The organism is Streptomyces sp. NPDC046860 (genome assembly GCF_040645115.1).
Classification (GTDB): Bacteria; Actinomycetota; Actinomycetes; order Streptomycetales; family Streptomycetaceae; genus Streptomyces.
On the sequence record NZ_JBEYXQ010000011.1, the window covers coordinates 103,897 to 129,922 of the forward strand.

General features: G+C 73.8%; 22 protein-coding genes. 9 read left to right on the forward strand and 13 right to left on the reverse strand.

Annotated elements, in window-relative coordinates:
- Nucleotides 1–17: 17 nt before the first annotated feature.
- Nucleotides 18–1,985, reverse strand: coding sequence for a peptidoglycan recognition family protein (locus ABZ898_RS18005; protein ID WP_361659207.1), 1,968 nt, complete (start codon nucleotides 1,983–1,985; stop codon nucleotides 18–20).
- A 266-nt stretch (nucleotides 1,986–2,251) separates the two neighbouring features.
- Nucleotides 2,252–3,388 carry an aminoglycoside phosphotransferase family protein gene (locus ABZ898_RS18010; protein WP_361659209.1) on the reverse strand — a complete coding sequence of 379 codons (1,137 nt, stop codon included), beginning with the start codon at nucleotides 3,386–3,388 and terminating at the stop codon, nucleotides 2,252–2,254.
- 298 nt (nucleotides 3,389–3,686) lie between these two features.
- Here ABZ898_RS18010 and ABZ898_RS18015 point away from each other — a divergent pair, with 298 nt between their 5' ends.
- Nucleotides 3,687–5,180, forward strand: coding sequence for a hypothetical protein (locus tag ABZ898_RS18015; RefSeq protein WP_361659212.1), 1,494 nt, complete (start codon nucleotides 3,687–3,689; stop codon nucleotides 5,178–5,180).
- Between the two features lie 12 nt (nucleotides 5,181–5,192).
- Here the strand turns inward: ABZ898_RS18015 and ABZ898_RS18020 are convergent, their stop codons facing one another.
- The 3 genes from ABZ898_RS18020 to ABZ898_RS18030 form a co-directional block, all read right to left on the reverse strand.
- A complete protein-coding gene (locus ABZ898_RS18020) occupies nucleotides 5,193–6,485 on the reverse strand; it encodes a SpoIIE family protein phosphatase (protein ID WP_361659215.1) in 1,293 nt (430 codons plus the stop codon).
- Nucleotides 6,486–6,785: 300 nt separating this feature from the next.
- Nucleotides 6,786–7,307: a DUF4232 domain-containing protein gene (locus ABZ898_RS18025; protein WP_361659218.1), complete on the reverse strand. Its 522-nt coding sequence runs from the start codon at nucleotides 7,305–7,307 to the stop codon at nucleotides 6,786–6,788.
- A 105-nt stretch (nucleotides 7,308–7,412) separates the two neighbouring features.
- Nucleotides 7,413–9,062, reverse strand: a complete 1,650-nt coding sequence (locus ABZ898_RS18030; protein ID WP_361659220.1) for an alpha/beta hydrolase — start codon at nucleotides 9,060–9,062, stop codon at nucleotides 7,413–7,415.
- A 335-nt stretch (nucleotides 9,063–9,397) separates the two neighbouring features.
- Between ABZ898_RS18030 and ABZ898_RS18035 the strand changes: the two genes are divergently transcribed.
- The 3 genes from ABZ898_RS18035 (at nucleotide 9,398) to ABZ898_RS18045 (ending at nucleotide 12,065) form a co-directional block, all read left to right on the forward strand.
- Nucleotides 9,398–10,159: a chaplin gene (locus ABZ898_RS18035; protein WP_361659223.1), complete on the forward strand. Its 762-nt coding sequence runs from the start codon at nucleotides 9,398–9,400 to the stop codon at nucleotides 10,157–10,159.
- 196 nt (nucleotides 10,160–10,355) lie between these two features.
- A complete protein-coding gene (locus ABZ898_RS18040; protein ID WP_361659226.1) occupies nucleotides 10,356–11,210 on the forward strand; it encodes a GNAT family N-acetyltransferase in 855 nt (284 codons plus the stop codon).
- 63 nt (nucleotides 11,211–11,273) lie between these two features.
- Nucleotides 11,274–12,065 (forward strand): GNAT family N-acetyltransferase, encoded by a 792-nt coding sequence (locus ABZ898_RS18045; protein ID WP_361659229.1) that lies wholly within the window; start codon nucleotides 11,274–11,276, stop codon nucleotides 12,063–12,065.
- A 15-nt stretch (nucleotides 12,066–12,080) separates the two neighbouring features.
- Here ABZ898_RS18045 and ABZ898_RS18050 read toward each other — a convergent pair whose 3' ends face one another.
- The 3 genes from ABZ898_RS18050 to ABZ898_RS18060 all read right to left on the reverse strand — a co-directional run bounded on the left by ABZ898_RS18050 (nucleotide 12,081) and on the right by ABZ898_RS18060 (nucleotide 16,143).
- The gene (locus tag ABZ898_RS18050; RefSeq protein ID WP_361659232.1) at nucleotides 12,081–12,347 is read right to left on the reverse strand and encodes a GlsB/YeaQ/YmgE family stress response membrane protein; all 267 of its coding nucleotides are present in this window, start codon (nucleotides 12,345–12,347) and stop codon (nucleotides 12,081–12,083) included.
- A 144-nt stretch (nucleotides 12,348–12,491) separates the two neighbouring features.
- Entirely contained in the window at nucleotides 12,492–15,212 is a 2,721-nt protein-coding gene (locus tag ABZ898_RS18055) for a sugar-binding domain-containing protein (protein ID WP_361659539.1), read from the reverse strand.
- A 325-nt stretch (nucleotides 15,213–15,537) separates the two neighbouring features.
- Nucleotides 15,538–16,143, reverse strand: coding sequence for a sigma-70 family RNA polymerase sigma factor (locus ABZ898_RS18060; RefSeq protein WP_361659234.1), 606 nt, complete (start codon nucleotides 16,141–16,143; stop codon nucleotides 15,538–15,540).
- A gap of 102 nt (nucleotides 16,144–16,245) precedes the next feature.
- Between ABZ898_RS18060 and ABZ898_RS18065 the strand changes: the two genes are divergently transcribed.
- Nucleotides 16,246–17,259 (forward strand): MerR family transcriptional regulator, encoded by a 1,014-nt coding sequence (locus ABZ898_RS18065; RefSeq protein ID WP_361659236.1) that lies wholly within the window; start codon nucleotides 16,246–16,248, stop codon nucleotides 17,257–17,259.
- On the opposite strand, the gene ABZ898_RS18070 is transcribed toward ABZ898_RS18065, so the two are convergent.
- Together ABZ898_RS18070 and ABZ898_RS18075 are read right to left on the reverse strand one after the other, a co-directional pair.
- Entirely contained in the window at nucleotides 17,234–18,610 is a 1,377-nt protein-coding gene (locus ABZ898_RS18070) for a deoxyribodipyrimidine photo-lyase (RefSeq protein WP_361659239.1), read from the reverse strand. The genes ABZ898_RS18065 and ABZ898_RS18070 overlap by 26 nt on opposite strands.
- A gap of 70 nt (nucleotides 18,611–18,680) precedes the next feature.
- Nucleotides 18,681–20,237, reverse strand: coding sequence for an SDR family oxidoreductase (locus tag ABZ898_RS18075; protein ID WP_361659242.1), 1,557 nt, complete (start codon nucleotides 20,235–20,237; stop codon nucleotides 18,681–18,683).
- A 196-nt stretch (nucleotides 20,238–20,433) separates the two neighbouring features.
- Here ABZ898_RS18075 and ABZ898_RS18080 point away from each other — a divergent pair, with 196 nt between their 5' ends.
- Nucleotides 20,434–20,601, forward strand: coding sequence for a hypothetical protein (locus ABZ898_RS18080; protein ID WP_202495896.1), 168 nt, complete (start codon nucleotides 20,434–20,436; stop codon nucleotides 20,599–20,601).
- A 25-nt stretch (nucleotides 20,602–20,626) separates the two neighbouring features.
- On the opposite strand, the gene ABZ898_RS18085 is transcribed toward ABZ898_RS18080, so the two are convergent.
- Nucleotides 20,627–21,658 carry an acyl-CoA dehydrogenase family protein gene (locus ABZ898_RS18085; RefSeq protein WP_361659245.1) on the reverse strand — a complete coding sequence of 344 codons (1,032 nt, stop codon included), beginning with the start codon at nucleotides 21,656–21,658 and terminating at the stop codon, nucleotides 20,627–20,629.
- A gap of 99 nt (nucleotides 21,659–21,757) precedes the next feature.
- On the opposite strand from ABZ898_RS18085, the gene ABZ898_RS18090 reads away from it, so the two are divergent.
- Both ABZ898_RS18090 and ABZ898_RS18095 read left to right on the forward strand, forming a co-directional pair.
- Nucleotides 21,758–22,153: a VOC family protein gene (locus ABZ898_RS18090; RefSeq protein ID WP_361659248.1), complete on the forward strand. Its 396-nt coding sequence runs from the start codon at nucleotides 21,758–21,760 to the stop codon at nucleotides 22,151–22,153.
- A gap of 78 nt (nucleotides 22,154–22,231) precedes the next feature.
- Nucleotides 22,232–23,302 (forward strand): adenosine deaminase, encoded by a 1,071-nt coding sequence (locus ABZ898_RS18095; protein WP_361659250.1) that lies wholly within the window; start codon nucleotides 22,232–22,234, stop codon nucleotides 23,300–23,302.
- Here ABZ898_RS18095 and ABZ898_RS18100 read toward each other — a convergent pair.
- Nucleotides 23,284–23,799: a DinB family protein gene (locus ABZ898_RS18100; protein WP_361659253.1), complete on the reverse strand. Its 516-nt coding sequence runs from the start codon at nucleotides 23,797–23,799 to the stop codon at nucleotides 23,284–23,286. The two genes, ABZ898_RS18095 and ABZ898_RS18100, sit on opposite strands and share 19 nt — an antisense overlap.
- A 45-nt stretch (nucleotides 23,800–23,844) precedes the next feature.
- Complete coding sequence (locus ABZ898_RS18105; protein ID WP_361659256.1) at nucleotides 23,845–24,747, reverse strand: LysR substrate-binding domain-containing protein; 903 nt, start codon at nucleotides 24,745–24,747, stop codon at nucleotides 23,845–23,847.
- A 141-nt stretch (nucleotides 24,748–24,888) separates the two neighbouring features.
- Here ABZ898_RS18105 and mgrA point away from each other — a divergent pair, with 141 nt between their 5' ends.
- Nucleotides 24,889–25,881: an L-glyceraldehyde 3-phosphate reductase gene (gene mgrA, locus ABZ898_RS18110; RefSeq protein ID WP_361659259.1), complete on the forward strand. Its 993-nt coding sequence runs from the start codon at nucleotides 24,889–24,891 to the stop codon at nucleotides 25,879–25,881.
- Nucleotides 25,882–26,026: the final 145 nt, after the last annotated feature.

Consider the following 26,026-nt stretch of genomic DNA (forward strand, 5'->3'; position numbering starts at 1 on the left):
GCCCTGTCCGACAGGCCCTAGCGGCGGGCGGCCGACACGTCCACGTCCGCCGCGCGGACGAACCCGACGCGGTGGCCGTACTGGATCTCGTAGTACAGGTCCTTGCCGGTCACCACCTGGTGCGAGTCCTCGGTGAAGGTCACCGCGTAGTAGTACTCACCCGGCATCCGGTCACCGACGACGTACTTCTGCCCGGCCGGGACCGTGTACGGCAGCGGCACCACCGACTGCGCCGGGACGCCCGCCGGGTACGCCTCCTTCTCCGGGTAGGCCCGGCCGTACACCGGGACGCTCGCCAGGCCCGCCTTCGGCGTGATCGTGAAGCCGGAGGCGGGAACCGCGGCCGGCGTCCGGTGCGGGTTCCGGAACCACGCCTTCTGGCCCAGGTACCAGACCGCCGTCCAGTCGCCCCAGCGCTCGGCGACCGCGTACTGCTGACCGGTGGAGACCCGTGAGGACAGGTCGTTGACCCCGTCCGTCGGCGCCGTGCCCAGACCGATGTCCTTGATCAGGGGCGCGTTCACGTCGTGGTCGGAGTACAGCCGCACCTCACCGGAACCGTGCGCCGGACACGGCTCGCCCTTCGTCGTGCAGCCCGTGTACACCGGCTGGTTGGAGGCGTAGTCCGGCAGGATCGTCACCAGCGGCGAACGGCTGGTGCCCGTCCGCTTGAACGGGTGGCCGAGCAGCTCGAAGTAGTGCCGCCAGTCCCAGTACGGGCCCGGGTCGGTGTGCATGCCGGGCACCGTGGAGGCCGTGGGGCCGGGCACGTTCTCGTGGCCCAGGATGTGCTGCCGGTCCAGCGGCACCCCGTAGGCACGCGACAGGTACTTCACCAGGCGCGCCGAGGAACGGTACATCGCCTCCGTGTACCAGGTGTCCGGGGCGGTGAGGAAACCCTCGTGCTCGATGCCAACCGAGCGGGCGTTCACGTCCCAGTTCCCCGCGTGCCAGGCGACGTCCTTCGCCTTCACATGCTGGGCGATCAACCCGTCGGTCGAGCGGATCGTGTAGTTCCAGGACACATAGGTCGGGTCCTGGATGAGGTTCATGACCCCGTCCCAGCCGCCCTCGGTGTCATGGATGACGATGTACTTCACACGCTCGGCGGCCGGGCGCACACCGAGGTCGTGGTTGCCGTAGTCGTTGTCCCCGAACTCCTCGTACGGCGCCGGGACCGACACGCACGACACCGACCTCGGACACTCGACGTCACCGGCGGGTGCGGCGGCCAGCCCCGTGCGCCCCAACTGGGCCTTCTCCGGGCGCAGTCCGGGAGCGGCGCTCAGGGCGACCCGCTGGCCGGCATCGGTGGTGCGGTGCTCACCGGTGCGCAGCACGTCGTACACGTCGTCGGCGTACGCGGCGGCCGTCGCCCGGTCCTCGGCGGCGGAGAAGCGGGCCACCGCGCCGTACCAGGCGGCCGGGTCCGCGCTGAGCGGCTCGCCGAGCCCGCGCTGCGCGTGGGCCAGCAGCGCGGCACCGCCGGCGATGTTGGCGGCCGGGTCGGTGCGCAGCCGCTCGGCCGGCAGACCCGTCAGCTCCGCCGCGCGGCGCAGCGTCGTCAGCCGGGCGGGCAGCTTCGTCAGGGCGGGCGCCGCGGCGCTCGGACGCACGGCGGGGCGGGCGCTGTCGCCCCGGGCGTCCTCCGTGCCGTCCGCGTGGTGCTCGGTCGCGGCCAGCGCGGTACGGGCGTCGGTCAGGTGCATCGGGCCGTAGCCGCCGCTGACGCTCGGCGCGCCCGCGTGCGTGTCCCAGCGGGACTGCAGGTAGGAGACGGCCAGCAGCACGCTCCGGGGCACGCGGTACTCGGCGGCCGCGCTGTCGAACGCGGCCTGGAGGCGGTCGGCCGGGGGAGCGGTGGGCGCGGCCGGGGCCGCGCCGAGCAGCGGCAGCGCCAGGGCGGCCGCGGCGAGCGTGCCCGCCGTACGCCTCAGGCGTCTGGCGCCGGGCGCGGACGACGGGACGGGGGCGAATCCTCGCAATGCGGCCTCCTGTGACGGGCGGGGCGTGGCGGGACGGCCGGCGCCGGGCTGGGTCAGTGGTACCGGCTTGTCGACGATCCGTCAATGATGCCCTCGGGAAGGTGATTTCCCATGTCACACAAGGTCTCGGGCGAGTTTCGCGCTGAGGGGGCGCGGGCCTGCGCGGCGTCAGTGGCATAGACCAGTGACCCCCCGCCCCGCAGGCCCGGCACCCGGAACCGCGGTGCGCCGCCGCTCGGGCGCACCGCGGTGCTGTGGGGCACCCGCTAGCGGGTACCGACCGCCGCGCGTACGGCCCGGCGGGCCATGTGGCAGTCGTCGTGCAGCCTGCGCAGCAGCAGCCGCTGCTCCTCGCCGGAGGGCGTCACGCCCGAGGGGGCGGGGGCCGGGGGAGCGCCGTGCATCGAACGCTGCACGGCCGTCTCGTAGGTCCGGATCTCGCGGGTCAGCACCAGCATGAGGTTCACCAGGAAGGCGTCACGCGAGGCCGGGCCTCCCGACTGCGCGAGCTGGCTGATCTGACGGCGCGCGTCCGGGGCGTCCGCGAGGACCAGCCACAGGGTGGCCAGGTCGTACCCCGGCAGATACCAGCCCGCGTGCTCCCAGTCGACCAGCACCGGGCCGGCCGGGGACATCAGGATGTTGGAGAGCAGGGCGTCGCCGTGGCAGAACTGGCCCATGCCCTGGCGTCCCGCCGCGTGGGCGATGCCGTGCAGCAGCTTCTGGAGGTCGCCCAGGTCGCGGTCGGTCAGCAGTCCCAGCTCGTGGTAGCGGGAGATGCGGGCCGCGTAGTCCAGCGGGGCGTCGAAGGTGCCGGCCGGGGGCCGCCAGGCGTTCAGCCGGCAGATCGCGCCGAGCGCGGCCCGGATGTCGGCGCGCGGCGGCGCCTCCAGGGGGTGCCGACGGTGCGAGGCCACCCGGCCCGGCATCCGCTCGATCACCAGTGCGCAGTTGTCCGGGTCGGCGGCGATCAGCCGCGGGACGCGCACCGGCGGACGGTGCCGGACGAAGGAACGGTAGGCGGCTATTTCGTGCCGGACCCGCTCCGCCGAGGCGGGCGTGTGGTCCAGGAGGCACTTGGCCACCGCGGTGCTGCGCCCGGTCGTACCGACGAAGGTGACGGTGCGGCCGCCGCGGCGCAGCACCTGTACGGGGGCGAACTCCGGGCAGATCCGCTGCACCGAGGCGATGGCCGTGCGGAGCTGGGCCCCCTGCGGGCCGGACAGGTCCAGCCTGCCGCTGAGCGGCTGGGAACCGGGCTGGCCGGGGATGCGTGGTGCCCGGCCCACGCCCAGGAGGGGTGCTCCGGGTCGCGCCGCCGGGTCCAGATACGGTCCGCCGCCCACGGGGCGGGGACGTGGTGGCCGGGGCGGGGCGGACACGGAGGACGATGCTGCGTACATGGGACAGATCCCTTCGTGTGCCTGCTGTGCCTGCCTGTGCGTCGCCTGCGCTGAAGCTTGGTCGTGAGGTCCGGTACGAAAAGGCTTCTGACGGGCTGTGCGCGCCCACCCGTCCCGGTCCTCCCTGGCGCACCCTGGGGAATGTCCCTGGGCGGCCGGGCCGGGGTGGCGCTTTCCTACCTGACACCCGGCGTCCACTGGCACACCATCTGGCGCACCCTGGCGAACCCTGGCGAATAGTCGCCCGGCAACTTGCACGGGGCTACTGTCAACTCAGCCGAGAACCTGGGGGCTTGACGTGAGCGGACAACCCAACACCCGCTTTGCGGACCTGTTCGGCATGGCCGGCTGGTCCAAGGGCGAGCTCGCGCGACTGGTCAACCGGCAGGCGGCGGCCATGGGCCACCCGCAACTGTCGACGGACACATCGCGCGTGCGGCGTTGGATCGACATGGGAGAGATCCCGCGCGATCCGGTGCCGAGGGTGCTGGCGGCTCTGTTCACCGAGCGTCTCGGCCGTGTCGTGACCATGGAGGACCTCGGTCTGGTACGGCACGGGCGTGCGGGGAAACGGCAGGGCGACGGGAAGCGAGACGATCCCGACGGCGTGCTGTGGGCGCCCGAGCGAACCGCCGCGGTCCTCACCGAATTCACGGGAATGGACCTCATGCTCAACCGACGCGGCTTGGTGGGCGCGGGTGCCGCGCTCGCCGCGGGAGCCACACTCAGCAGCGCCATGCACGACTGGCTGCACACCGACCCCACGCTCCGGGCCGACGCCCCCGTCCTCGACAACCCCCTGCACGCGGAACCCGCCGGATTCGACCGGTACGAGGCCGCGCCCATCGGATCCCAGGAGGTCGAGGAACTGGAGCGCTCGGTCGAAGTGTTCCGGGCCTGGGACGCCGCCCGCGGCGGCGGACTGCAGCGCAAGGCGGTCGTGGGCCAGCTCAACGAGGTGGGCGGCATGCTCGCCTACCACCACCCACCCCAGCTCCAGCGGCGCCTGTGGGGCGTCGCCGCCAACCTGGCGGTCCTCGCGGGCTGGATGTCCCACGACGTGGGTCTGGAGCCCACGGCGCAGAAGTACTTCGTCATAGCCACGCACGCGGCCCATGAGGGCGGCGACCGTCCCCGCGCCGGGGAGGCGCTGTCCCGGGCGGCCCGCCAGATGGTGCACCTGGGCCGCCCGGACGACGCCATGGACCTGATGAAGCTGGCCCAGTCCGGCTCGGGGGAGGAGCTCCAGCCGAGAACCAAGGCCATGTTCCACACCATCGAGGCGTGGGCGCAGGCGTCGATGGGCAAGGGCCAGGCGATGCGCCGCACGCTCGGCCAGGCCGAGGACCTGTTCGTCTCCGGCCGCGAGGACGGCCGGCAGCCGGACTGGATGCAGACCTTCAAGGACGAGGATCTGTACGGCATGCAGGCCCTCGCTTACCGCACGCTGGCCGAGCACGACCCGAGCGCCGCCGTGCACGCCCAGCACTACGCGCAGAAGGCGCTGGCGCTCCGGGTCGACGGGCGGGAGCGGTCGAAGATCTTCGACCATCTCTCCATGGCCTCGGCCTGCTTCATCGCCGACGACCCCGAACAGGCCGACCGTTACGCCCGGCTGGCCCTGATGGCCATGGGCGCCAACTCCTCCCGCCGCACCTGGGACCGGCTGCGCGAGATGTACCGGCTCACCGCGGAGTACGCGAGCTATCCGAAGGTCGGCGAACTGCGGGAGGAGATCAGGCAGGCCCTGCCCAGGCCCCGCAGCGGCGAAGGCGGCGCGGCACCGGCGTGACGGGGGGCCGCGCTATCCGGTGACCCTGGCGACGAGCACGCAGCCGTCACCGTGCTGCCCCGCGTCCAGCACCCCGGCGAGCAGCCGCACGCAGTCCCGCGCGGTACGGGCCTCGCTCAGGCGTGGCCCCAGGGCGAGCACGCTGGCCACGGCCGGCGCGTCCAGCCGGTCGGTGTGCAGCACGAGCACGTCATCCGCGCGCAGGGTGATTTCGGCCTGCCCGTACGGCGACAGCGTGCCCGGTGACGGGTCGTCCGGTGCGGTCATCCGGCTGCCCGTCCCGTCGCGGAACAGCAGCGGCACCGGGCGCCCGGACCGCGCCCAGGTCAGGGTGCGGTTCCGGGGCTCGTAACGGCAGCAGACCGCGCCGCGCACGGCCGGGGCGCAGGTGGTCGCCGTCAACCGGCCCAGTATGGCCAGCAGATGGCCGGGAGGGGTGCCCGCGAGGGCCATGCCGTGCACGGCGCCGAGCAGCGTGGCGGGGTCGGGGTCTCCCGCCCCGTCGCGGCCGCCCAGATCGCAGAGGCTCAACAGGGCGGCCCCACCGGGGAGTTCCAGTACGTCGCACCAGTCGCCCTCGGCCGTGGCGGGAGGTGCGCCCGGCAGGTGGTGCGCCGCGAGGTCGAGGCCGGCCGGGCCCCTGAGGGGCCGGCCCGCGGGTCGCTCCGGACGGGCGGGGGCCGGGCCCACCGACCGTCCGTGCAGGCGCAGTTCGCTCACGTCCCGGATCACGGCCCACATGGAGACAGCGCCGCCGTCCGTGCCGAGGACCGGCTCACCCATCATGTGCACGGTCCGTACCGAGTCGTCGGGCCGCAGCACGCGGAACTCGCCGTCGATCGGCTTGGCGTCCACCAGGCAGCCCGTCACCATCGCGGTGAGCCGGGGTCTGTCCTCCTCGTGCACCAGAGCCGGGAGTTCGTCCAGGGTGAGGGCGGGCACCGAGGGGTCCAGGCCGAGGATGCGGTACAGCTCCACCGACCACTCCGCCTCGTCCGTCAGCAGCCCCCACTCCGCCCGGCCCACCCGGCCGAACAGGGTCTCCGCGGGGCTCTCGGCCGGGGCGCGGCCGTCGCGCAGCTGGGCCAGGTGGGCGTCGAGGTCGTCGAGCTGGTGCAGCGCGAGGTCGTACAGGGCGCGTCGCCAGCGCCCGTCGGGGTCCTGCTCCGATCCGTCGCCGCGCGCGTCCCGCCGTACGGCGTCCACGTCGCCCTTGAGCCGCCGCGTCTGCGAGATGAGCGCCTCGACCGGGCCGCCTCCTGGCGGCTGGGCGGCTGGGCGGTCCGCGGAGACTGGGGGCGGCATGACGCACTCCGAGAGGACGGTAGGGCCGGAGGGGGACGGTGAGGACCGCTACGACTGTGGCACAGCCCGCGATGCCCCGTAAGGGATTTGGCAACACACGATACGGGCGTGCTTCAGGCATATGCCAGGGTCTTCCCGGAGTGGTCCGACCGGTCCCGGAGGCTAAGCGCCGCGCCGCTCAAGTCTTAGTCCCGATACGGAACTTGGACCACGCGCGTGGCGTGCGGCGCGACGCTCGGCCAGGTGTTCGGTGATCGGATGTTCCCCTCGTCAGCGAGGTCCGCGACCGGGGCCGGTCCGTCAGCCGAGACCGATGGCCCTGTCCGCCTTCGCGCGCGTCGGCTGCCACCACGTCGTCACCGGCTCCCACACCCGGACGTACCGGCCGGTGCCGAGCTTCGCGGCGGAGAACGTCGAGCCCCACTGGGACGCGGAGGCCCCCACGCTGATGGACCCGGCCCGCCGCGCCTCCGGGTCGGCCGGGTCGCCGATGGTGCGCACCGCCCCGTAGGCCGTCTTCCCGGCCGCCAGCCGGTAGGTGCCCCGGCCGCCCTCGGGGGTCGGCAGCGCGGCCCCGTCCAGGTCCCCGAAGGTGACGGTCGGCACCCGGTCGACGGCACAGGCGCGCGCGCCGCGGTTGGTCACCGAGAAGCGGACCACGGTGGTCTCGCCCGGCACGGCCTTCGCGCGGACGGTCAGCGCCTTCGCGGCGCACCGGGCGGGCGCGTCCTGCGCCGCGGCGGCCTGGCCCGGCTGCGCGGCCAGCAGCAGGGCGGCGGAGGCGGCGAGGACGGGAACGGTGTGGACGGTACGGATACGCATGGAGGACTCCCCCTGTCACGATCGGGTTCGGTCGGCCGGCCGGAGCCGCGCCTACCCGGTCGCACGCCGGTCATGGCCCCGGGAGTTGCGGCACCGCCGCGCCCGTCAGGAGCCGCGCGACATGGTGGAACTCCACGCCTTCCCGTCCGCCGGGCACGAGCTGCGGTCCGGCGGCAGCGAGCCGTACATCAGGAAGTCGTCGACCTTGCGATGCACACATCTGGACGAGGTGTAACCCGTGTGCCCGTCACCCTTGTTGTCGAGCACCACGGCCGAGGGACCCAGCCGCCGCGCCGTCTCCTCCGCCCAGCGGTACGGGGTAGCCGGGTCGCCGCGCGTACCGACCAGCAGGATCGGCGCGGACGGTACGTCCTTGACCGCGTCCCGTATGTAGTCGGTGCCCTTGGGGCGGCCGTAGCACATCAGCAGCTGGGTCAGCCGGTAGCGGCCGAACACCGGCGACGCGGCCTCGTAGGCGGCGCGCAGCTCGGTGAGATCCCGGGTCACCCGGGCGGCGCTGGGGCGGTCCGGGTCGTCCGCGCAGTTGATCGCCATCAGCGCGGCCGTCAGATTGTCCACGGGCACCCGCTGCGGGTCGGTCAGGCCGGTGCTGCGGCCGGAGCCGTTCGCGCGGACGGGCAGCCCGAAGCCGCCGGTGGAGAAGCTGAGCACCCGGCGCGCGTCACCGTCCTCCACCAGGGCACCGAGCGCCCGCTCCAGGGACGGCCACAGCTCCTTGCTGTACAGGCCCTGCCCGATGGCGCCCACCAGGTCCTGGCCGGAGAACGTGCCGCCGAAGTCCGTGGGCACCGGGTTCTCGTCCAGGGAGCGTACGAGCCGCACCACCTGCTCCTCCGCAGACCGCCGGTCCTGGCCGAACGGGCAGGCCACGTCCGTCGTGCACCAGTCCAGGAAGCCCTCCAGCGCCGTCTGCTGCCCCTGGGCGCCGGCCACCCCTTGCTCGGACAGCGGTTCGGTCAGCGTGTCCACGCCGTCCAGCGCCATCCGGCCGACCTTGCCCGGGAACTGCGCCGCGTACACCGCGCCGAGCCGGGTGCCGTACGAGAAGCCGAGATAGTCCAGCTTCTTCTGCCCGAGGGCCTGGCGTATGACGTCCATGTCGCGGGCCGCGTTCACGGTGCCTATGTGCTTGAGCACCGGCCCGGAGTACCTGGCGCACAGCTCGGCGGCCTGCCGGAGCAAGGTCATGAGCTGCTGCGGGCGTCCTATGTCGGCGCTCGCGTCCGAGCCCGCCGAGTCCGACGGGGGTTCCTCGCCCGCGCCGCAGCTCACGGGGGAGGAGCGGCCCACCCCGCGCGGGTCGAAGGCGACCACGTCGGAGCCGTTGGTCAGGTCCATGAACGCCTTGCCCCCGGCGGCGAGCTGGGACACGCCGGACGCGCCGGGGCCGCCGAAGTTCAGCAGCACCGCGCGGTGGGAGGAACCGGTCGTCCGGTAGCGGGCCAGCGCCAGATCGAGGGTGCCCGCGCCGGGATGCGCGTAGTCCAGCGGCACCGTGACCTTGCCGCACTGCAGGTCCTTGGGCATGTCCGGCCCTGTGCAGGCACCCCAGGCGATCCTCTGGTCGTAGAAGCGGGCCATTCCGGGCCGGTCGGCCGGGTCCGCCGCAGCGGCCGCGGGCGCCGCGGCCACGGCCGCCGGCAGGCTCGCGCCGAGCAGCGCCAGGGCGAGCACGCCCGCACCCGCGCCGCGCCGTACGGCGGACCGTCTGGACTGCTTGACCTCGGCCGGCATCGATCGCCTCCCACGGCGCCCGCGCCCCGAACGGGGGCGGCGCCGTCCTCACCATAAGCGGGCCCCGCGCGGGTCGCCTCCCGGCCGTACGGGCGGTGTCCCCGGCTCCGTCCGGCGGGGGCGGGAGCCTCCGCCCGGGTGAACGCTCCACCTATCCGCGTGGTCCGCGTGGCGATGCCTTGACGTGCGGTTCGAACGATCGTGCCCCCCGAACGGGTGAAAGCCGCCGAGGCCATAACCCGAGTGGTCCGGCCGCGTTCTATGTGGTGCGGGTGACTGCCCGCGACGACTCCTGGGAAGGCAGGGAACCTATGAAACGGGCTACCCGAAACGGTGTGATCGGCGTCGCCGCCGCCTCCGGTGCGATGGCCATGGCCATGCCGGTGTCCGCCGCTTTCGCGGCCGGTGGTGCCAGCGCCGACGGCGCCGCGGTCGGCTCGCCCGGCGTGCTCTCCGGCAACACCGTCCAGGCGCCGGTGAGCGTGCCGGTGAACGCGTGCGGCAACAGCGTCGACGTGGTGGGTCTCCTCAACCCGGCCTTCGGCAACTCCTGCGCGAACACCGGCTCCGCCACCGGCGCGGGTACCGGCGCCAGAGGCGGCTCCGGGCACAACGGCGGCTCCGGGCACCACGGTGCCACCGGGAACAGCGGCGCCTCGGGGCACAGCGGGAACTCCACCCGTGACGCCGTCCCCGGCGCCACCGGCCGCGGCGCCACGGCGAACAGCGTCACCCAGGGATCGCCCGGCGTGCTTTCCGGCAACGGCATCCAGTTGCCGGTCGACCTCCCGGTGAACGCCTGCGGCAACAGCGCGGACGTCGTCGGCGCGCTCAACCCGGCCTTCGGCAACAACTGCGAGAACGCTCCCGACACGCCGACCGCGCCGCCGGTGGCGCCGCCCAGGGAGCAGCCCCCGGCCTCTCAGACGCCTCCGGCCCCGCCGAAGACGGTCCCGCACACCCCCGCGGCGCCGTCCGGGCCCAGCCTCGCGCACACCGGTGCGGACTACGCCGCCCCGGCGCTGGCCGGAAGCGCGGCCTTCATCGTCGCGGGCTCGGCCCTCTACCGGCGTTTCCGCCCCAGCGGCCTGCGCTGATCCCGCTCCACCGCACGGCCCCACCGGACCTGGAACCACCCGGTGGGGCCTTTGTCGTGGCTGCGCCCGGTACGGACCCCGGCGCCGCGGCTCCGGCGTGACGCGGAGCCGTCCGATCGGGAAGGATGCGGCGCGTGCGACCGTGCCCACGGCGGCCCGGCCGCGTCCTTCGACCCCACGGAAACGGAGCGCATCGATGACGTCACCGGCCCCCCAGGAATTCACCGTCACCCGGGCCACCCTGGACGACTGGCCGGTGATCAGCGGCTGGGCGGCGGCCGAGGGCTGGAACCCGGGACTCTCCGACGGCCCCGCCTTCTTCGCCCAGGACCCCGAGGGCTTCTTCCTCGGCCGCATCGACGGCGAGCCGGTGTCCGCGATCTCCGTCGTCAACTACGGCACGGACTACGCCTTCCTCGGCTGCTACCTCGTCCGCCCCGACCTGCGCGGCCACGGGTACGGCCTCACCACCTGGAAGACCGCCCTCGCCCACGCCGGGGAGCGCGTCGTCGGCCTGGACGGCGTCGTGGACCAGCAGGACAACTACCGCCGCTCGGGATTCGAACTCGCCCACCGCACCGCCCGCTACACCGGCCCCGCCCCGGCCGCCGAGCCCGTCACCGGGGTACGCCACGCCCAGCCGGGCGACCTCGACGCGATCACGCGCTACGACAGCGCCTGTACCCCCGCCGACCGCCCCCGCTTCCTCGCCGAGTGGCTCACCGCGCCGGGCCACCACGCCTACGTCCGCCACGACGGCGACCGCCTCACCGGGTACGGGGTGATCCGCCCCGGCGCCGACTGCCTGCGCATCGGCCCCCTCTTCGCCGACACCGCCGACGACGCGCGCGCCCTGTTCGCCGCGCTCACCGCCGACCACACCGGCCTGCGGATCGCCATCGACGTGCCCGAGCCGAACAAGGACGGCGTCGAGATGGCCCTCGCCGCCGGGCTCACCCCGTCCTTCGAGACCGCCCGCATGTACACCGGACCGGTCCGCGAGCACGCGGCCGAGCGGGTGTTCGGCATCAGCACGCTCGAACTCGGCTGATCCGGCGGCCCGTTCGGCGAAATCCCGTTGCCCCGCCGTGGCACGGATGCTGGAGTGGCCCGCATGGACCCCACCGCGGTACTCGCCCGCTACGACCTGCGGATGCGGCGCAACGCCCGCCCCGACGCGCCCGGCGCCCTGATCGAGCGGGCCGGTGCCGTGGTGCGCCAGGTGGCGGGCGAGCGGGGCTGGAACGGCGTCGTCTGGTCCGGCCTCGACGCGGCCGGGGCCGACCGCGCCATTCAGGATCAGATCGCCCGCTTCACGGAGCTGGGACGGGACTTCGAGTGGAAGCTCTACGGCCACGACGGTCCGGCGGACCTGGCCGGGCGGCTCACCGCCGCGGGATTCCGGGCCGATGAGCCGGAGACGCTGATGATCGGCGAGATCGCGGAGCTGCCGCTGGAGGAACGCCTCCCGGACGGCGTCCGCGTGGTCCGGGCCGACGACGCGGCGGGGATCGATCTGGTGGTGGACGTGCACGAGAGGGTCTTCGGCACCGACGGCACCGCCCTGCGCGCCCACCTGCTGGCCCGCCTCGCGGACGCCCCCGGCACGGTCCTCGCCCTGGTCGCGCTGGCCGGGGACGAGCCGGTGGCCTCCGCCCGGCTGGAACTGGTGCCGGGCGGTGACTTCGCCGGACTGTGGGGCGGCGGCACCGTGGAGCGGTGGCGCGGCCGGGGCCTGTACCGGGCCCTGGTCGCCCACCGCGTCCGTGTCGCCGCCGCCCACGGCTGCCGTCATGTCCAGGTGGACGCCTCGGCCATGAGCCGGCCCGTCCTGGAACGCCTCGGACTGCACGCCCTGACCACCACGACGCCGTATCTCTACGAGGTGCGACCCGAGGGTCGGTGACGGCAGACCCGAGGGTCAGTGACGGCGCCCCCGCGTCCGGTCCAGGGCGGCGATGCCCACCGCGGCCAGGGCGATCTGGATCAGCCACTCGATCCAGTCCGGCCCGTCGGTGTCCGCGACCCCCAGGCCGGCCGCGATGGCCGAGCCCAGCAGGGCGGCCAGGATGCCGACGAGGATGGTGACCAGTACGCCGATGTGCTGGCGTCCCGGTACGACCAGCCGCCCCAGCACGCCGATCACGATGCCGATGACGATGGCGCTGATGATCCCTGATATCTCCATGTCCACCCCTAGTGGTCTCGGCCCCTGCTGCAGTGGCATGTGCCCGCTGCGGACGGCGCCAGTCCACCCGGCGCCGCCCCCTGGGGACCCCCGTTCGTAAGGGTGCCCGGGAAGGCGGCGGCCGACGCTGCCGGACGGCGTGTGTCAGGAGGCGGGGACCGTGCGCTCGGGGGTGTTCCAGCCGGAGATCCGCACGTGCGGCGCCGAGCCGCGCAGGTCCGCCGTGCGGTAGGTGGCGGTGAGCGTCACCGACTCCCCGGGCCACAGCCCGACCTGGTTGTCCGACCAGCGCACCGGAAGCACCGGCCGGCCCCGCCCGTCGACCAGATGCGCGTCCGTCAGCAGGGAGGGCGTCCGCCCGCCGCCGGAGCGGCGCAGGGTCACCGTCGTGGTGGACAGGGCACCGGAGGAGGAGGTGGCCGCCGTCGCCGCCACCGGGACCCGCGCCATGGAGGCGAGGCCCTTCAGGTCGGCGTAGCCGGTCGTCGGGGTGTGGAACCAGTCGGTGTGCGCCCAGTCGAGCGTGTCGGGGCGGGTGGAGAGCCAGTACACGTTCCGGCTGACCTCCTTGCCGTCCGGGCCGGTCAGCACCAGGCGCAGCAGATGGGTGCCCGAGGTGCCGCCGGCCTGCCGGGGCAGGGTGAACGCGGTGCTGTGCGCGCCGTCGCCGGGCACGCGCATCCCCGCCACGGTCCGCTCGTGACGCGGGGTGCCGTCCGGGTCGAACAGGGTGGCCCGGGCCGTGAGGCCGGCGGCGGGGGTGTGCCGGTCGTTGACGACGACCACCGAGCGGTCGTCGTAGGAGTACTGGACGTGCAGCGGCTCGCCCGCCTTCTTGGCGCCGAAGTAGGAGCCGTTCTGGTCGAGATGGCGGTCGAAGAGCTGCCAGTGCAGCGAGGTCCAGCCGCTGTTGAGCATCCAGTGCACGATCCCCGTGGCGGGCCGGGCGGCGTCGTGGGCGTTGCGCCGGTACGCCTCGAACTCGGCGCGGACGTTCTCGTACTGGGCGAGCTGCGCCTTGCGCACGTAGTCGGCGAGGCCGGTAGGCGTGCCGTAGCGGCCGGTGAGGGCGTCGTTGTAGAGCTTGAGGGTGGAGAAGACCGCCGAGGGGGAGCGGTGGTACTGCCGGGCCGCCGGGTTCTTCCACAGGGTGTCCAGCTCGGCGGGGGTCAGCATCCGGCGCAGGGTGTCCAGCGTGGGGATGCTCGGGCCCGCGCTGGTCTCGGAGTTGAAGCCGGTGGCGCCGCCCTCGCGCTTGGCGTACCAGTAGACGGGCGGTACCCAGTCGTAGGGGCCGGACATCTTCATGCCCGAACGGCCGAGCAGGGGTGAGGAGTTGTCGGAGGCGGCCGGGATCACCGGGACGCGCCAGTCGGCGGCGGCGAGGGCGTCCAGGTAGTTCTTCTCGATCCGGGCGTCGGGTGCGGCGTCGCTGCCGATCAGGAAGGAGATGACGCTCGGGTGGCCGCGCAGCCGGGCCGCCTCCGCGGCCATGGACGACTTCGCCACCGCGTGGTCGGTGTCGTCCCACTTCTCCCCGGACCCGTCCTCGTTGACCTGGCCCTCCCACTTGTCGCAGCACTCCCAGCCCGGCAGCGTGAGCACGCCGAGCCGGTCGGCCAGGTCGAAGAACTCGTCCGGCTCGATGTGCCCCTCCAGCCGGACCGTGTTCAGCCCGAGGTCGAGGACGTAGCGCAGCCGGTCCTCCGCGTACCGGCGGTCCCAGCGCAGGAACTGGTCGGGCGACCACCCGGCGCCCCGGATCTGCAGGGGCCGCCCGTTGATCCGGTACTGGCGGGCGCCGTCCTTGTCCAGGGGGGCCTGGACGTCACGGACGCCGAAGCTCTGGTGCGCGGTGTCGGAGACGGCACCGGCGACGGACGCGGTGAGCCGCAGGTCGTACAGCGGCTGTCCGCCCATGCCCGCGGGCCACCACACCCTCGGGTTCCGCAGGCGCAGGGCGGGCACGTCGGCGGGGGAGAAGGCGACCGTGCGCGACTGGTGCGGGGCGAGTTCCACCCGGCGGGTCAGGGTCGTCCCGGCCACCGAGCCGGTGACCAGCGCGGTGACCGCCCGGTCGCTGTCGTTGCGCACCCGCGTGCGCACCGTGAGGTCGGCACGGGCCAGCGAGGGCACGGCCAGCTCGGTCACCACGTGCGTGTCGCCCAGCGCCACCGGGCCGCCGCGCCGCACGAGGACGTCGCGGACCAGGCCCATGTTCTGGTCCGGGGGCGGCTGGAGCCAGTCCAGCCAGCCCATGCTGAGGTCCCGGTTCGGGTTGTTGGGCCGCACCCGGAAGGCGACCGTGTTCCGGCCGGCCCGCACCAGCGGCGTGATGTCCAGCTCATGACGGGTGTAGGCGCCGTTCACCTGCGCCTGCGTCGCCACCCGCCGGCCGTTCACGTACACCTCGGCACCCGGCACGACCCCGCTGAAGTCGAGGCGGGTGCGCCGGGAGGTGTCCGCCACCGTGAAGTCGGAGCGGTACCACCAGGGCACCTGGAAGTCGGCCTTCGGGATTCCGCTCAGGTTGGTGGAGCGGAACGGGTCCGGGTAGCGGCCCTCGGCCAGGAGCGCGGCCAGGACCGTGGAACGGGGTCCCGCGTGGTGCCAGCCGCGCGTCGGATAGCCGGGGGAGGAGACGGCGGCGGCCGCGTCGCGCACCTCGGCCGTGGACCGGAGGGCGAAGGAGGTGAGCGGTGTCGCCGATCCCGCGCCGCCGGGGACGGGGGTCGCGCCGGGCGCCGGACCGGACGCGGGAGCGCGGTTCTCCGGGCCCGCCCAGGCGGTGGTGGTGAGGGTGCCGATCAGACCGAGGAGCGCGGCGGCCGTGGCGAGACGGCGGCGGGCGGGGCGAGCGGACAGGGCGGACTCCAGCCTCGAGAGGTCACGGAACGCTGTGGTCCGGCTCAAGCTAGAAAGCGCCACGAACCGTGTCAAAGACCCCGCGCAAGGACGCGCCGCCCCGGCATGCGAGGAGGCCGGTCCGCTCCGGCGGACCGGCCTCGCGTCCTTCGTTGTCGTTCGTGGGCTGCGTGCGGTCCTCCTTCCGTCGCACCGAGCGGACTCGACCGCGTCCGGTGGGCCAGCGGTGGAGTGCCGCATATCGCGTATCCGTCTATTCTGCTCCTTTTATTCCCGTATGGGTAGGGGTGTTCGGGAATTCCTCGCACCGGTTTCGCGCCCCGCCTCAGACGCCCGCCTCCACGGGCTCCGGCCGCTCGATCCCGCACCGCAGCCGGTGCAGACCCCGGCGCGCGTGGCTCTTGACCGTGCCCAGCGGCCAGCCCGTGCGCGCGGCGATCTGGGGCTGGGTGAGGTCCTCGTAGAAGGCCAGGTAGAGCACCTGGCGCTGGGCCGCCGGGAGCCGTCCCAGCTCGCGCCGGACCAGGAGCCGGTCGAGCACCGCCTCCGGATCGGCGCCGAGGGCGGAGCGGGAGAGCGTCGCGGCCGCCGCCGCGACCAGCTCGCCCCGCCGGGCCCGGGCCGCCAGCGCGTCGAAGATCTTGCGCCGGGTGATGCCGACGATCCAGCCGCCCAGCGGCCCGCGTTCGGGGCGGTAGCCCGCACGGCCCCGCCAGACCCCGAGGAACACCTGCTGGGTCACGTCCTCGGCCTCGCCGGCGTTGCCGAGCGCGCGCCGGGCGAGCGCGTACACCAGCGACGACCAGCGGCGGTAGACGGCCGCGAGACTGTCCTCGTCCCCCGCGACCAGCCCCCGCGCCAGCGCCTCGTCGCCGTACGGGTCCCCGGCCGCGGGCGGCTCGGTGGGCGGCGGTGTCGGGTACGAGGTCATGACCTGGCTCCTCGGGTGGGACGTCCTGGTCATCGTGGAAGGCCGTACCGGACCGCGACAACTCGCATCGTTTCTGCGTCGTTACCGGCGTACAGTCGACGTATGGAGTACGAAGCGGCGGACACCGGCACGGACCCCGTACCCGGCGCCGGGCTCACCACGGGCGCCCTGGCCCGCAGGCTCGGGGTCTCGCCCACCACCCTGCGCTCCTGGGACCGCCGCTACGGGCTCGGCCCCGCCGCCCGCGCCGACGGCAGACACCGCCGCTGGACCCCGGACGACGTGGCCGTGCTGGAGGCGATGTGCCGTCTGACCTCCTCCGGAGTGCCGCCCGCCGAGGCGGCGCGCGCCGCCCGCGACACCACGCGGCCGCCCGCACTCCCCGCACCCGCCCCCGCGACCCGCTCACGTGCCCCCGGCGCGCTGCCGCTCGGTGACGTGCGCCAGGAGTGCCGGGGGCTGGCCCGGGCCGCCGTCCGCCTCGACGCACCGGCCGTCGAGGAGCAACTCGACGCGGTCGTCAGCGAGTACGGCCTCACCGTCGCCTGGCAGGACGTCATGGCGCCCGCCCTGCACGCGGTGGGCCGCAAGTGGGTCTCCTCGGGCGACCGCTACATCGAGGTCGAGCACCTGCTGTCCTGGCACGTCTCCACGGCCCTGCGCCGCCACACCCCCCGGCCGCGCCCGTCCGGCACCCCGGTGGCCGGCCCCGTCCTGCTCGCCTGCGCCCCCGACGAGCAGCACACCCTCCCGCTGGAGGCCCTCAACGCCGCGCTCGTCCAGCACGGCGTCCCCACAAGGATGTTCGGCAGCGCCGTCCCCGCCGACGCGCTCGCGGCGGCCGTACGGCGCCTGGGCCCGGCCGCCGTCGTGCTGTGGGCCCAGGCCCGCGGCACCGCGAGCCTGCCGCTGGCCCGGCACCTCGCGGCCATGGAATGGGGCGTGCGCGGCGCCCGCGCCCAGCCGCTGATGATGCTCGGCGGACCCGGCTGGGCGGGACACACCTGCCGGGGCATGCTCCGCCCGACCGGCCTGGCCGACGCCGTCGACACCCTCGTCGCCGCCTACGGCACCGGAGCCGGCCGCGACCTCACTCCAGCCCGCGAGCGTGCTTGAAGCGCTCCAGCCCGTCCTTGAGGTCGACGATCGGGTCCGGGTAGTCGCCGATCGCGGCCCGCTCGGACCCGCTCAGCTTCCACGGCTCGTGCACCGCCCGCCCCTCGACGTCCGCCAACTCCTCGACCCAGCGCCGCACATACTCGCCGTCCGGGTCGTACCGCTTGGCCTGGGTGGTCGGGTTGAGCACGCGGTTGGGCCGGGTGTCGGTGCCCGTCCCCGCCGTCCACTGCCAGTTGAGCTGGTTGTTGGCCACGTCCCCGTCGACCAGCAGGTCCAGGAAGTGCCGGGCGCCCACCCGCCAGTCCACGTACAGCGTCTTGGCCAGGAAGCTCGCCGTCAGCAGCCTGCCCCGGTTGTGCATCCAGCCCTCGTGCCGCAGCTGCCGCATCGCCGCGTCCACGATCGGATAGCCGGTGCGGCCTTCCTTCCACGCCTGGATGTCCGCCTCGGCCCGGCTGCCGGTACGCCAACGGTCGCGCCTGGTGCGGTAGTCGGCGTGCGACACCTTCGGACGCACCGCCAGCACCTGCCGGTTGAAGTCGCGCCAGGCCACCTGCCGCACGAACGCCTCCGCGCCCGCGCCGCCCGCGATCCGCGACCGGTGCACGAGTTCCACCGGTGAGACGGTCCCGAAGTGCAGATGCGGGGAGAGCCGCGAGGTGCCGTCCCCGGCCAGGTCGTCGTGCCGGTCCTCGTACGCGTCGATCCCCGAGCGCAGCCAGGCCGCCACCATCCGGCGCGCCTCGGCCTCCCCGCCCTCGGCGAGCCCCGGCGAGGTGCCCGTCACCGCCTCACGCGAGGGGATCTCCTCGGAGCCGAGCCCCTCCGGCACGCTCACCTTCCGTGGCGCGGCCAGCGGTTCCCGCAGCGACTGCCCGGACCAGCGGCGGAAGTACGGGGTGAACACCGCGAAGTGGTCCGAGCCGGCCGGGGTCACCGTGCCGGGCTCGACGGCACCGGTCACCGTGTCGTGGACGTGCAGCCTGCGCCCGTCCGCCTCCAGCGCGCGGCGCAGGGCGTGTTCGCGGCGGTGGGCGTAGCCGCTGGCGTCGGCGGCCAGGTGCACCTCGTCGGCGTCCGCCTCGGCGACCACCTTGCACACCTCGGTCACCAGGTCGCCCGAGCGCACCACGAGCCGGCCTCCGCGCTCGCGCAGCCCGGCTTCCAGGTCGCGCAGGCAGTCGGCGAGGAACGCCAGCCGGTTGGGCGCCGCGAACCCCGCGTCCTCGATGGCGTCGTCGCGCACGAACAGCGGCACCACCTCCCGGGCGCCGTCGAGCGCCGCGCGCAGCGGCGGATGGTCGTGCAGGCGAAGGTCGGAGGTGAACAGGACGACCGAGGTGTTCATCGAACGGCTCCGGAGCAGGGGATGCGGACGGTGGACTCTTCCGGGCGAGGACGCCGTACGGACGCGGCCGTCAACGCCCGGCCCGCGTTTTCAGCCTCCGCTTTCCGGGACGCCGCTTCCCCGTCGGCGGAGCGCCCCCCTGCACCGCGGCCCGCGCGATGTTGCGGGCCATTCCCCCGAACACGATCGCGTGGAAGGGCGACACCGACCACCAGTACGCCTGGCCGAGCAGCCCGCGCGGGTGGAACAGGGCCCGTTGCCGGTAGCGGCTGCGGCCTTCGCCGTCCTGCTCGGCGTACATCTCCAGCCAGGCCAGGCCGGGCAGCCGCATCTCGGCCCGCAGCCGCAGCAGACGGCCCGGCTCGATCTCCTCGACCCGCCAGAAGTCCAGCGAGTCGCCCACCCGCAGCCGCTCCGCGTCCCGGCGGCCCCGGCGCAGGCCCACCCCGCCCATCGCCCGGTCCATCCAGCCGCGCAGGCTCCAGGCGAGCGGGAAGGAGTACCAGCCGTTGATGCCGCCCACCCCTTCGATCACCCGCCACAGCCGGTCCAGCGGGGCGTCCACCAGCGTCTCGCGCTCGTCGGTGTACAGGCTGCCGCCCGCCCAGTCGGGGTCGGTCGGCAGCGGATCGCTGGGCGCGCCGGGCACCGACGCCGAGGACCAGCGGGTGACCACCTTCGCCTCCCGCACCCGGCGCAGGGCCAGCCGGACCGCCTCGTCGAAGGTGAACGGATGCCCGGGCGGGTCCGGCAGATAGCGCCGGATGTCGTGCTCGCGGCACACCACCTCGTAGCGCAGCGACTCCGTCAGCGGCCGGGCGATGGACGCGGGCACCGGGGTCACCAGGCCCACCCAGTGGCTGGACAGCCCCGGCGTGAGCATCGGCACGGACAGGATCAGCCGGTGCGGCAGATGGGCGAGCTGGGCATACCTGAGCATCATCTGCCGGTACGTCAGTATGTCCGGGCCGCCGATGTCGAAGGTCCGGTTCACGTCCTCCGGCAGCCGCGCGGACCCCACCAGCAGCCGCAGCACGTCCCGGACACCGATCGGCTGGATACGGGTGTGCACCCAGCTCGGGGTCACCATCACCGGCAGCCGCTCGGTGAGGTAGCGCAGCATCTCGAAGGAGGCCGAACCGGAGCCGATGATCACCGCCGCGCGCAGCACCGCGGTGGGCACCCCGGACGCCATCAGGATGTGCCCGACCTCGGCGCGCGAGCGCAGGTGCGGCGACAGCTCCCGCTCCGGCACCCCGGCCGGGGTGAGCCCGCCGAGATACACGATCCGGCGGACCCCGGCCGCCTTCGCCTGCTCACCGAAGACATGGGCCGCGCGGCGGTCGGTCTCCTCGAAGTCCTCCCCGCTGCCCAGCGCGTGCACCAGGTAGTAGGCGACGTCGACGTCCCGCATCGCCTCCGCCAGCGACCCGGCGTCCGTGACGTCGCCCTGGGTCACCTCCACGTCACCGGCCCACGGGTGGTCCCGCAGCTTGCGGGGGGTGCGGGCCAGGCAGCGCACCTGGTGCCCGGCGGCGAGCAGTTCCGGTACGAGCCTGCCCCCGATGTAGCCGGTGGCGCCGGTCACCAGGCAGCGCAGGCCGCCCCCGGAGTCGTCGTCGTTCATCGTGTTCCGGCTCCTCGCATCGTCGATCACCCGTGGTCCGCCACGGGCTCCCAGTGATCCCTTCCCGCCCGGCGCCGTTCGTGGATGCGGTTGTGCCGGACGGCGTACAACGGCATGTGCGAGTGATAGCCGGGCAGCCGGTGAGGTACAGGTCTTGTCGTCCCGTCCGTAGCGTCCGCCGGAGGTGTCCGCAGCCATGAGTGCGAAGGTGCTGGAGCGTTTTCCCGCAGGTTCACCGCGCGGCTCCTGGCCGGCGGAGGAGTACGCCGCCGCCCGCCGGGCCGAGGGCGAACCCGCGACGGTCGTCATGGACCTGAAGTCGGACGCCTTCCTGGTCGTCGTCGAGGGCCTCGCGGACGACTAGGCGCCGGGCCGGTCCTGATCCGCCCTCAGCGGACGAGCGCCTCCAGATGTGCCCTGCGGGTCTCGGCCGTCTGGCCCTGGATCAGCAGGAACATCCCCTCGCGGGCCAGGCGTTGGGCCTTCGAGGTCACGGACATCGAGCGGCCGCCGCCCGCCACCACCGCTGCCGTGGTGGCAGCGTTCAGTGCCGCGTAGGCCTCCGCGCGCACCGCCAGGCGTTCCTCCGTCCGGGCCAGGGGGGACGGGTGGTCGGCCAGGGCGTAGGCACGGGCGCGGACGTCCGCCAGCCTCGCCCGCAGCGGGGCCGCCGTCGCGTCGTCCAGCAGTGACAGCGCCGCAGAGGCCACGCCGAAGACCGCCGGGCTGGTGTTCAGGGTCTTCGCCCGGTCGGTGGGGGCCCAGCCCGCGTACGGGACGCGCAGGGCCACGGCCTCCTCGGGCACGCGCAGCCCGTCCAGCTCCAGGGAGACCGTGTGCGCCGCGGTCAGCGCCGCCAGCCGCAGCGGAGCGGAGGCGCTGAGGCCCGGCCGCTCGCGTGCGTCCACGAAGGCGAACACCGCCTCGTCGTCGTCCGTCAGGCCGGCCAGCAGCAGCACGTCGTTCAGCCCCCAGCCGGTGTACCAGGGGACGGTCCCGTCGAAGCGCCAGCCCGTGCCGTCGCGGCGGGCCCGGACCGGGGCCCTCGGGTGGGCGCGGAGCTGGGCGTACGCCACGCCGGAGAGCAGCTCGCCTCGCGCCAGGGGCCCCAGCAGGCGCTCACGGGCGGCCGGTTCGCCCCGGACGAGGATCTGGACCGGGGTGTGGTGCTGCGACTGGACGAACCAGGTCGAGCCGCAGGCGCCCGCCAGGATCTCGGACACCTCCCGCACCACGGCGGGCGGTGCCGCCGAGCCGCCGTACCCGGCGGGTGCCGTCATGCCGGGCAGCCCGGACCGCTTCACGGCCTCGATGTGGCTCGCGGGCACGCCCTCCTGGTCCACCCGTTCCGCCTCGGGCTCCAGCAGCTCCGCGGCGAGCAGGCGGGCACGGGCGACGAGGGGATGGTCGGTGATCGTCATGCGTCACTTCCTACCCCCGAACCCCCGGAGAAGATGACTGGCGCCTCCGTAGTTTTACGTATAACCTCTCCCGCTAACCACCCCCACCGGAAGGCCCCGATGCGCCGCGTTGCCCTGGTCACCCTCGTCGTCGACGACTACGACGAAGCGGTCCGCTTCTACACCGAGGCCCTCGGATTCCGGCTGGCGGAGGACGAGCCCCGCCCCGACGGCTCGCGCTGGGTCGTCGTGGAGCCCGGCACCGGGGCGGGCGCCGGCACCGGCCTGCTGCTCGCCCGCGCCAAGGGCGACGCCCAGCGGGCCCGGATCGGCGACCAGACCGGCGGCCGCGTCGGCTTCTTCCTGCACACCGACGACTTCGCCCGCGACCACGCCCGGATGACCGCCCACGGGGTGACCTTCCTGGAGGACCCGCGCCACGAGCCGTACGGCACGGTGGCCGTCTTCCAGGACCTCTACGGCAACCGCTGGGACCTGCTCCAGCCCGCCGCATGAACGCCGCCTGAACGCCGCCCGAACGCCCGCTCGGGCCCGCCTGAACCCCATCCGCACGATCCGCCGAGGAAGCACGCCATGACCGCGCCCCGCATCGACACCGAGACCCTCCGCCGGCTGCCCAAGGCGGTCCTGCACGACCACCTCGACGGCGGCCTGCGCCCCGCCACCGTCATCGAGCTCGCGGCCGCGGTCGGTCACACCCTGCCCACCACCGACCCCGAAGAACTGGCCGCCTGGTACGTCGAGGCCGCGAACTCCGGCGACCTGGTCCGCTACATAGCCACCTTCGAGCACACCCTCGCCGTGATGCAGAACCGCGAGGGCCTGCTGCGCGTCGCCGAGGAGTACGTCCTCGACCTCGCCGCCGACGGCGTCGTCTACGCCGAGGTGCGCTACGCCCCCGAGCTGAACACCCGGGGCGGGCTCACCCTCGCCGAGGTCGTGGAGACCGTGCAGGAGGGGCTCGCCACCGGCATGGCCAAGGCGGCCGCCGCCGGGACGCCGGTACGCGTCGGCACCCTGCTGTGCGGCATGCGGATGTTCGACCGGGTCGGCGAGGCCGCCGAACTCGCCGTCACCTACCGCGACGCCGGGGTGGTGGGCTTCGACATCGCGGGCGCCGAGGACGGCTTCCCGCCCGCCGACCACCTGGCCGCCTTCGAGCGGCTGCGCGCCGAGAGCGTGCCGTTCACCATCCACGCGGGCGAGGCGTACGGCCTGCCCAGCATCCACCAGGCCGTCCAGGTCTGCGGCGCCCAGCGGCTCGGCCACGGCGTCCGCATCACCGAGGACATCGTGGACGGCAAGCTCGGCCGCCTGGCCGGCTGGGTCCGCGACCGCCGGATCGCGCTGGAGATGTGCCCGACCTCCAACCTCCAGACCGGCTGCGCCACCTCCATCGCCGAGCACCCCATCACCGCCCTGAAGGACCTCGGCTTCCGGGTCACCCTCAACACCGACAACCGCCTGGTCTCCGGCACCACCATGACCCGCGAGATGGCGCTGCTGGTCGAGCAGGCCGGCTGGAGCGTGGCGGACCTGCGCACGGTCACCGTGAACGCGGTCAAGAGCGCGTTCATCCCGTTCGACGAGCGCAACGCGCTCATCGAGGACGTCATCCTGCCGGGCTACGCCGCGGCCCTCTGAAGCAGTCCCTTGACGTAGGCGGCCTGTCCGACGTGCTGGAGATCGTCGGACAGGACGCTCACCAGGCGCACGCCCAGCGTGACCGGCGGCTCCCAGCGCTCGTCCACGACCCGCTCCAGGTCCTTGGCGGCCAGGGAGCGCAGCACGCCGAGGGTCTGGTCGTGCACGGCGTCGTAGTACCCGGCCAGCAGGACGGTCGAGGGCACCCGGACCCGCGCGGCCTGTTCGGCGCTGTGACCGTAGCCGGTGTCCTGGTGCGGCAGGTCCAGGCCGAAACGCTCGGCCCAGTCCAGCGACAGCCACACCTGGTCGAGCCCGAAGGCTTCGGCGACGTGGTCGTCCTGCACCCGGCTGAGATGCCACAGCAGCCAGGCGATGGAGTTCGCCCCGGGCGCGGGGGAGCGGTCCAGATCGTCCGGGCCGAGATCGGCGAGAACGGCGTGGACCTCCTCCCGGATACGGTCGTAGCCCTCGATGAGGATCTCCTTCGCGTACATGTTCCCACCCTCGCGCATCCCCGCGCCCGGCGCGAGGGCGTGACCTCACCCCGGCTCGCGGGGCAGCGCGTCCGGCGTGCCGAGGAGCCCGATCAGCGCCCGGGCGCCCGGACTGGTGGCCCGCTCCGGCGGCAGCAGGACCACCGTCTCGTACGCCGCCTCGGGCATCCCCTTCAGCGGGACCGCCGTGAGCGAGGTCCGCTTGTGCCGGAAGTGCCGGGGGACGACCGCGATGCCGAGGTTCTCGTCCACCAGGTCCAGCAGGCTGTGCACGTCGTTGACCTCCAGCGCGACCGTGCGGCGCACCCCGGCCGCGGCGAACGCGGCGTCGGTGGCCCGGCGCGGCCCCCAGTCGGGGTGGAAGTCCACGAACACCTCCCCGGCCAGCTCCGCCGGGTCCGGCACGGCGCCGAGCGCGGCGAGCCGGTGCCCGGGGTGGCACAGCACGGTCATCGGCTCGCCGGCCAGCGGCAGCGAACGCAGCTGGTCGCCGTCGGCCGGTGTCCGGTAGGCGAAGGCCAGGTCCAGCCGGCCCGCCGACACCCCCTCGGCCAGCGCCCCCGAACCGCTCTGCCGCAGCCGGATCTCCACGTCCGGGTGCTCCCGTCGGAACGCCGCCAGCAGCCCGGCCACGTGCACCCCGGCGATGCACTGCTCGGCGCCCAGCGCCAGCGTGCCGCGCAGCACCCCCTGCACCGCCGCCACCGCCTCGTGCGCGGAGCGCACCTGCGCGAGGATGCGCTCGGCCTCCACCAGCAGGGCCCGCCCGGCCTCCGTCAGCGTCACCCGGCGGGTGGTGCGCACGAAGAGGGGCGCCCGCAGTTCCCGCTCCAGGGAGCGGATCGACGCCGAAAGGCCCGACTGGGACACCATCAGACGCTCGGCGGCTCGGGTGAAGTGCTGGTCCTCGGCGACCGCGACGAAATGCTGGAGGTGACGCAGTTCCATGATTGAGAAGCCTAGCCGCTGAAATCCATCGGATTCTTCTGTTGGACCACTGATCGGGTTCCGGGGAAGAGTGGGGGAGGCTGCCGGACACCCAGGCGTCCGGTGCCGGGAAGACCGAGTGCCAACCCTTATGGAGTCGCGTTGTACACCGCACACCCCGACCGCTACGCCGACCTTCCCTACCGGCGCTCCGGACGCAGCGGACTGAAGCTCCCCGCGCTGTCGCTCGGCCTGTGGCACAACTTCGGCCCCGACCGTCCGGTGGAGACCCAGCGCGCGATCCTGCGCCGCGCCTTCGATCTCGGGATCACCCACTTCGACCTCGCCAACAACTACGGCCCGCCCCCCGGCGCCGCCGAGTCCGCCCTCGGTGAGGCGCTGAAGGCCGACTTCACGCCGTACCGCGACGAACTCGTCATCTCCACCAAGGCGGGCTATCTGATGTGGCCCGGCCCGTACGGGGAATGGGGCTCGCGCAAGTCCGTGCTGTCCTCGCTCGACCAGAGCCTGACGCGGATGGGCCTGGACCACGTCGACATCTTCTACTCGCACCGCTTCGACCCCGAGACCCCGCTCGAGGAGACCATGGGCGCGCTGCACTCGGCGGTCCAGCAGGGCAAGGCGCTCTACGTCGGCGTCTCCAACTACTCGGCGGAGCAGACCCGCGACGCGGCACGCATCCTCGGTGAGCTGGGCACCCCGCTCCTCATCCACCAGCCCCGCTACTCCCTCCTGGACCGGCGCCCGGAGGACCAGGGGCTGCTGGACACGCTGGACGAGCTCCAGGTCGGCTCCATCGTCTACTCCCCGCTGGAGCAGGGCCTCCTGACCGGCCGCTACCTCGACGGCATCCCCGAGGACTCGCGTGCCGCGAGCGACAGCCCCTTCCTGAAGTCCGACGCCCTCACCGAGGACCTGGTCGGCCGGCTGCGCGCCCTGAACGAGATCGCCGGCTCGCGCGGCCAGTCCCTGGCGCAGATGGCCCTAGCCTGGGTGCTGCGGGGCGGCCGGGTCACCTCCGCCCTCGTCGGCGCGAGCAGTGTCCGGCAACTGGAGGACAGTGTCGGCGCCATCCGGAATCTGGAATTCGACGCGGATGACCTGGCCCGTATCGACGCCATCGTGAAGAACTGAACTCGCCGGTACGGCCGTAGCGGAAGGCGGGAGTTTTTCTCGCCTTCACAAATTCTTCGCGTATTCCGGTGCGGGCGGCACCGAATTCCTGCCGCACCACGGAAGCGGCCGGCGGAAGCAGAGCCCAGGGGTGCCTCGCCCCTGG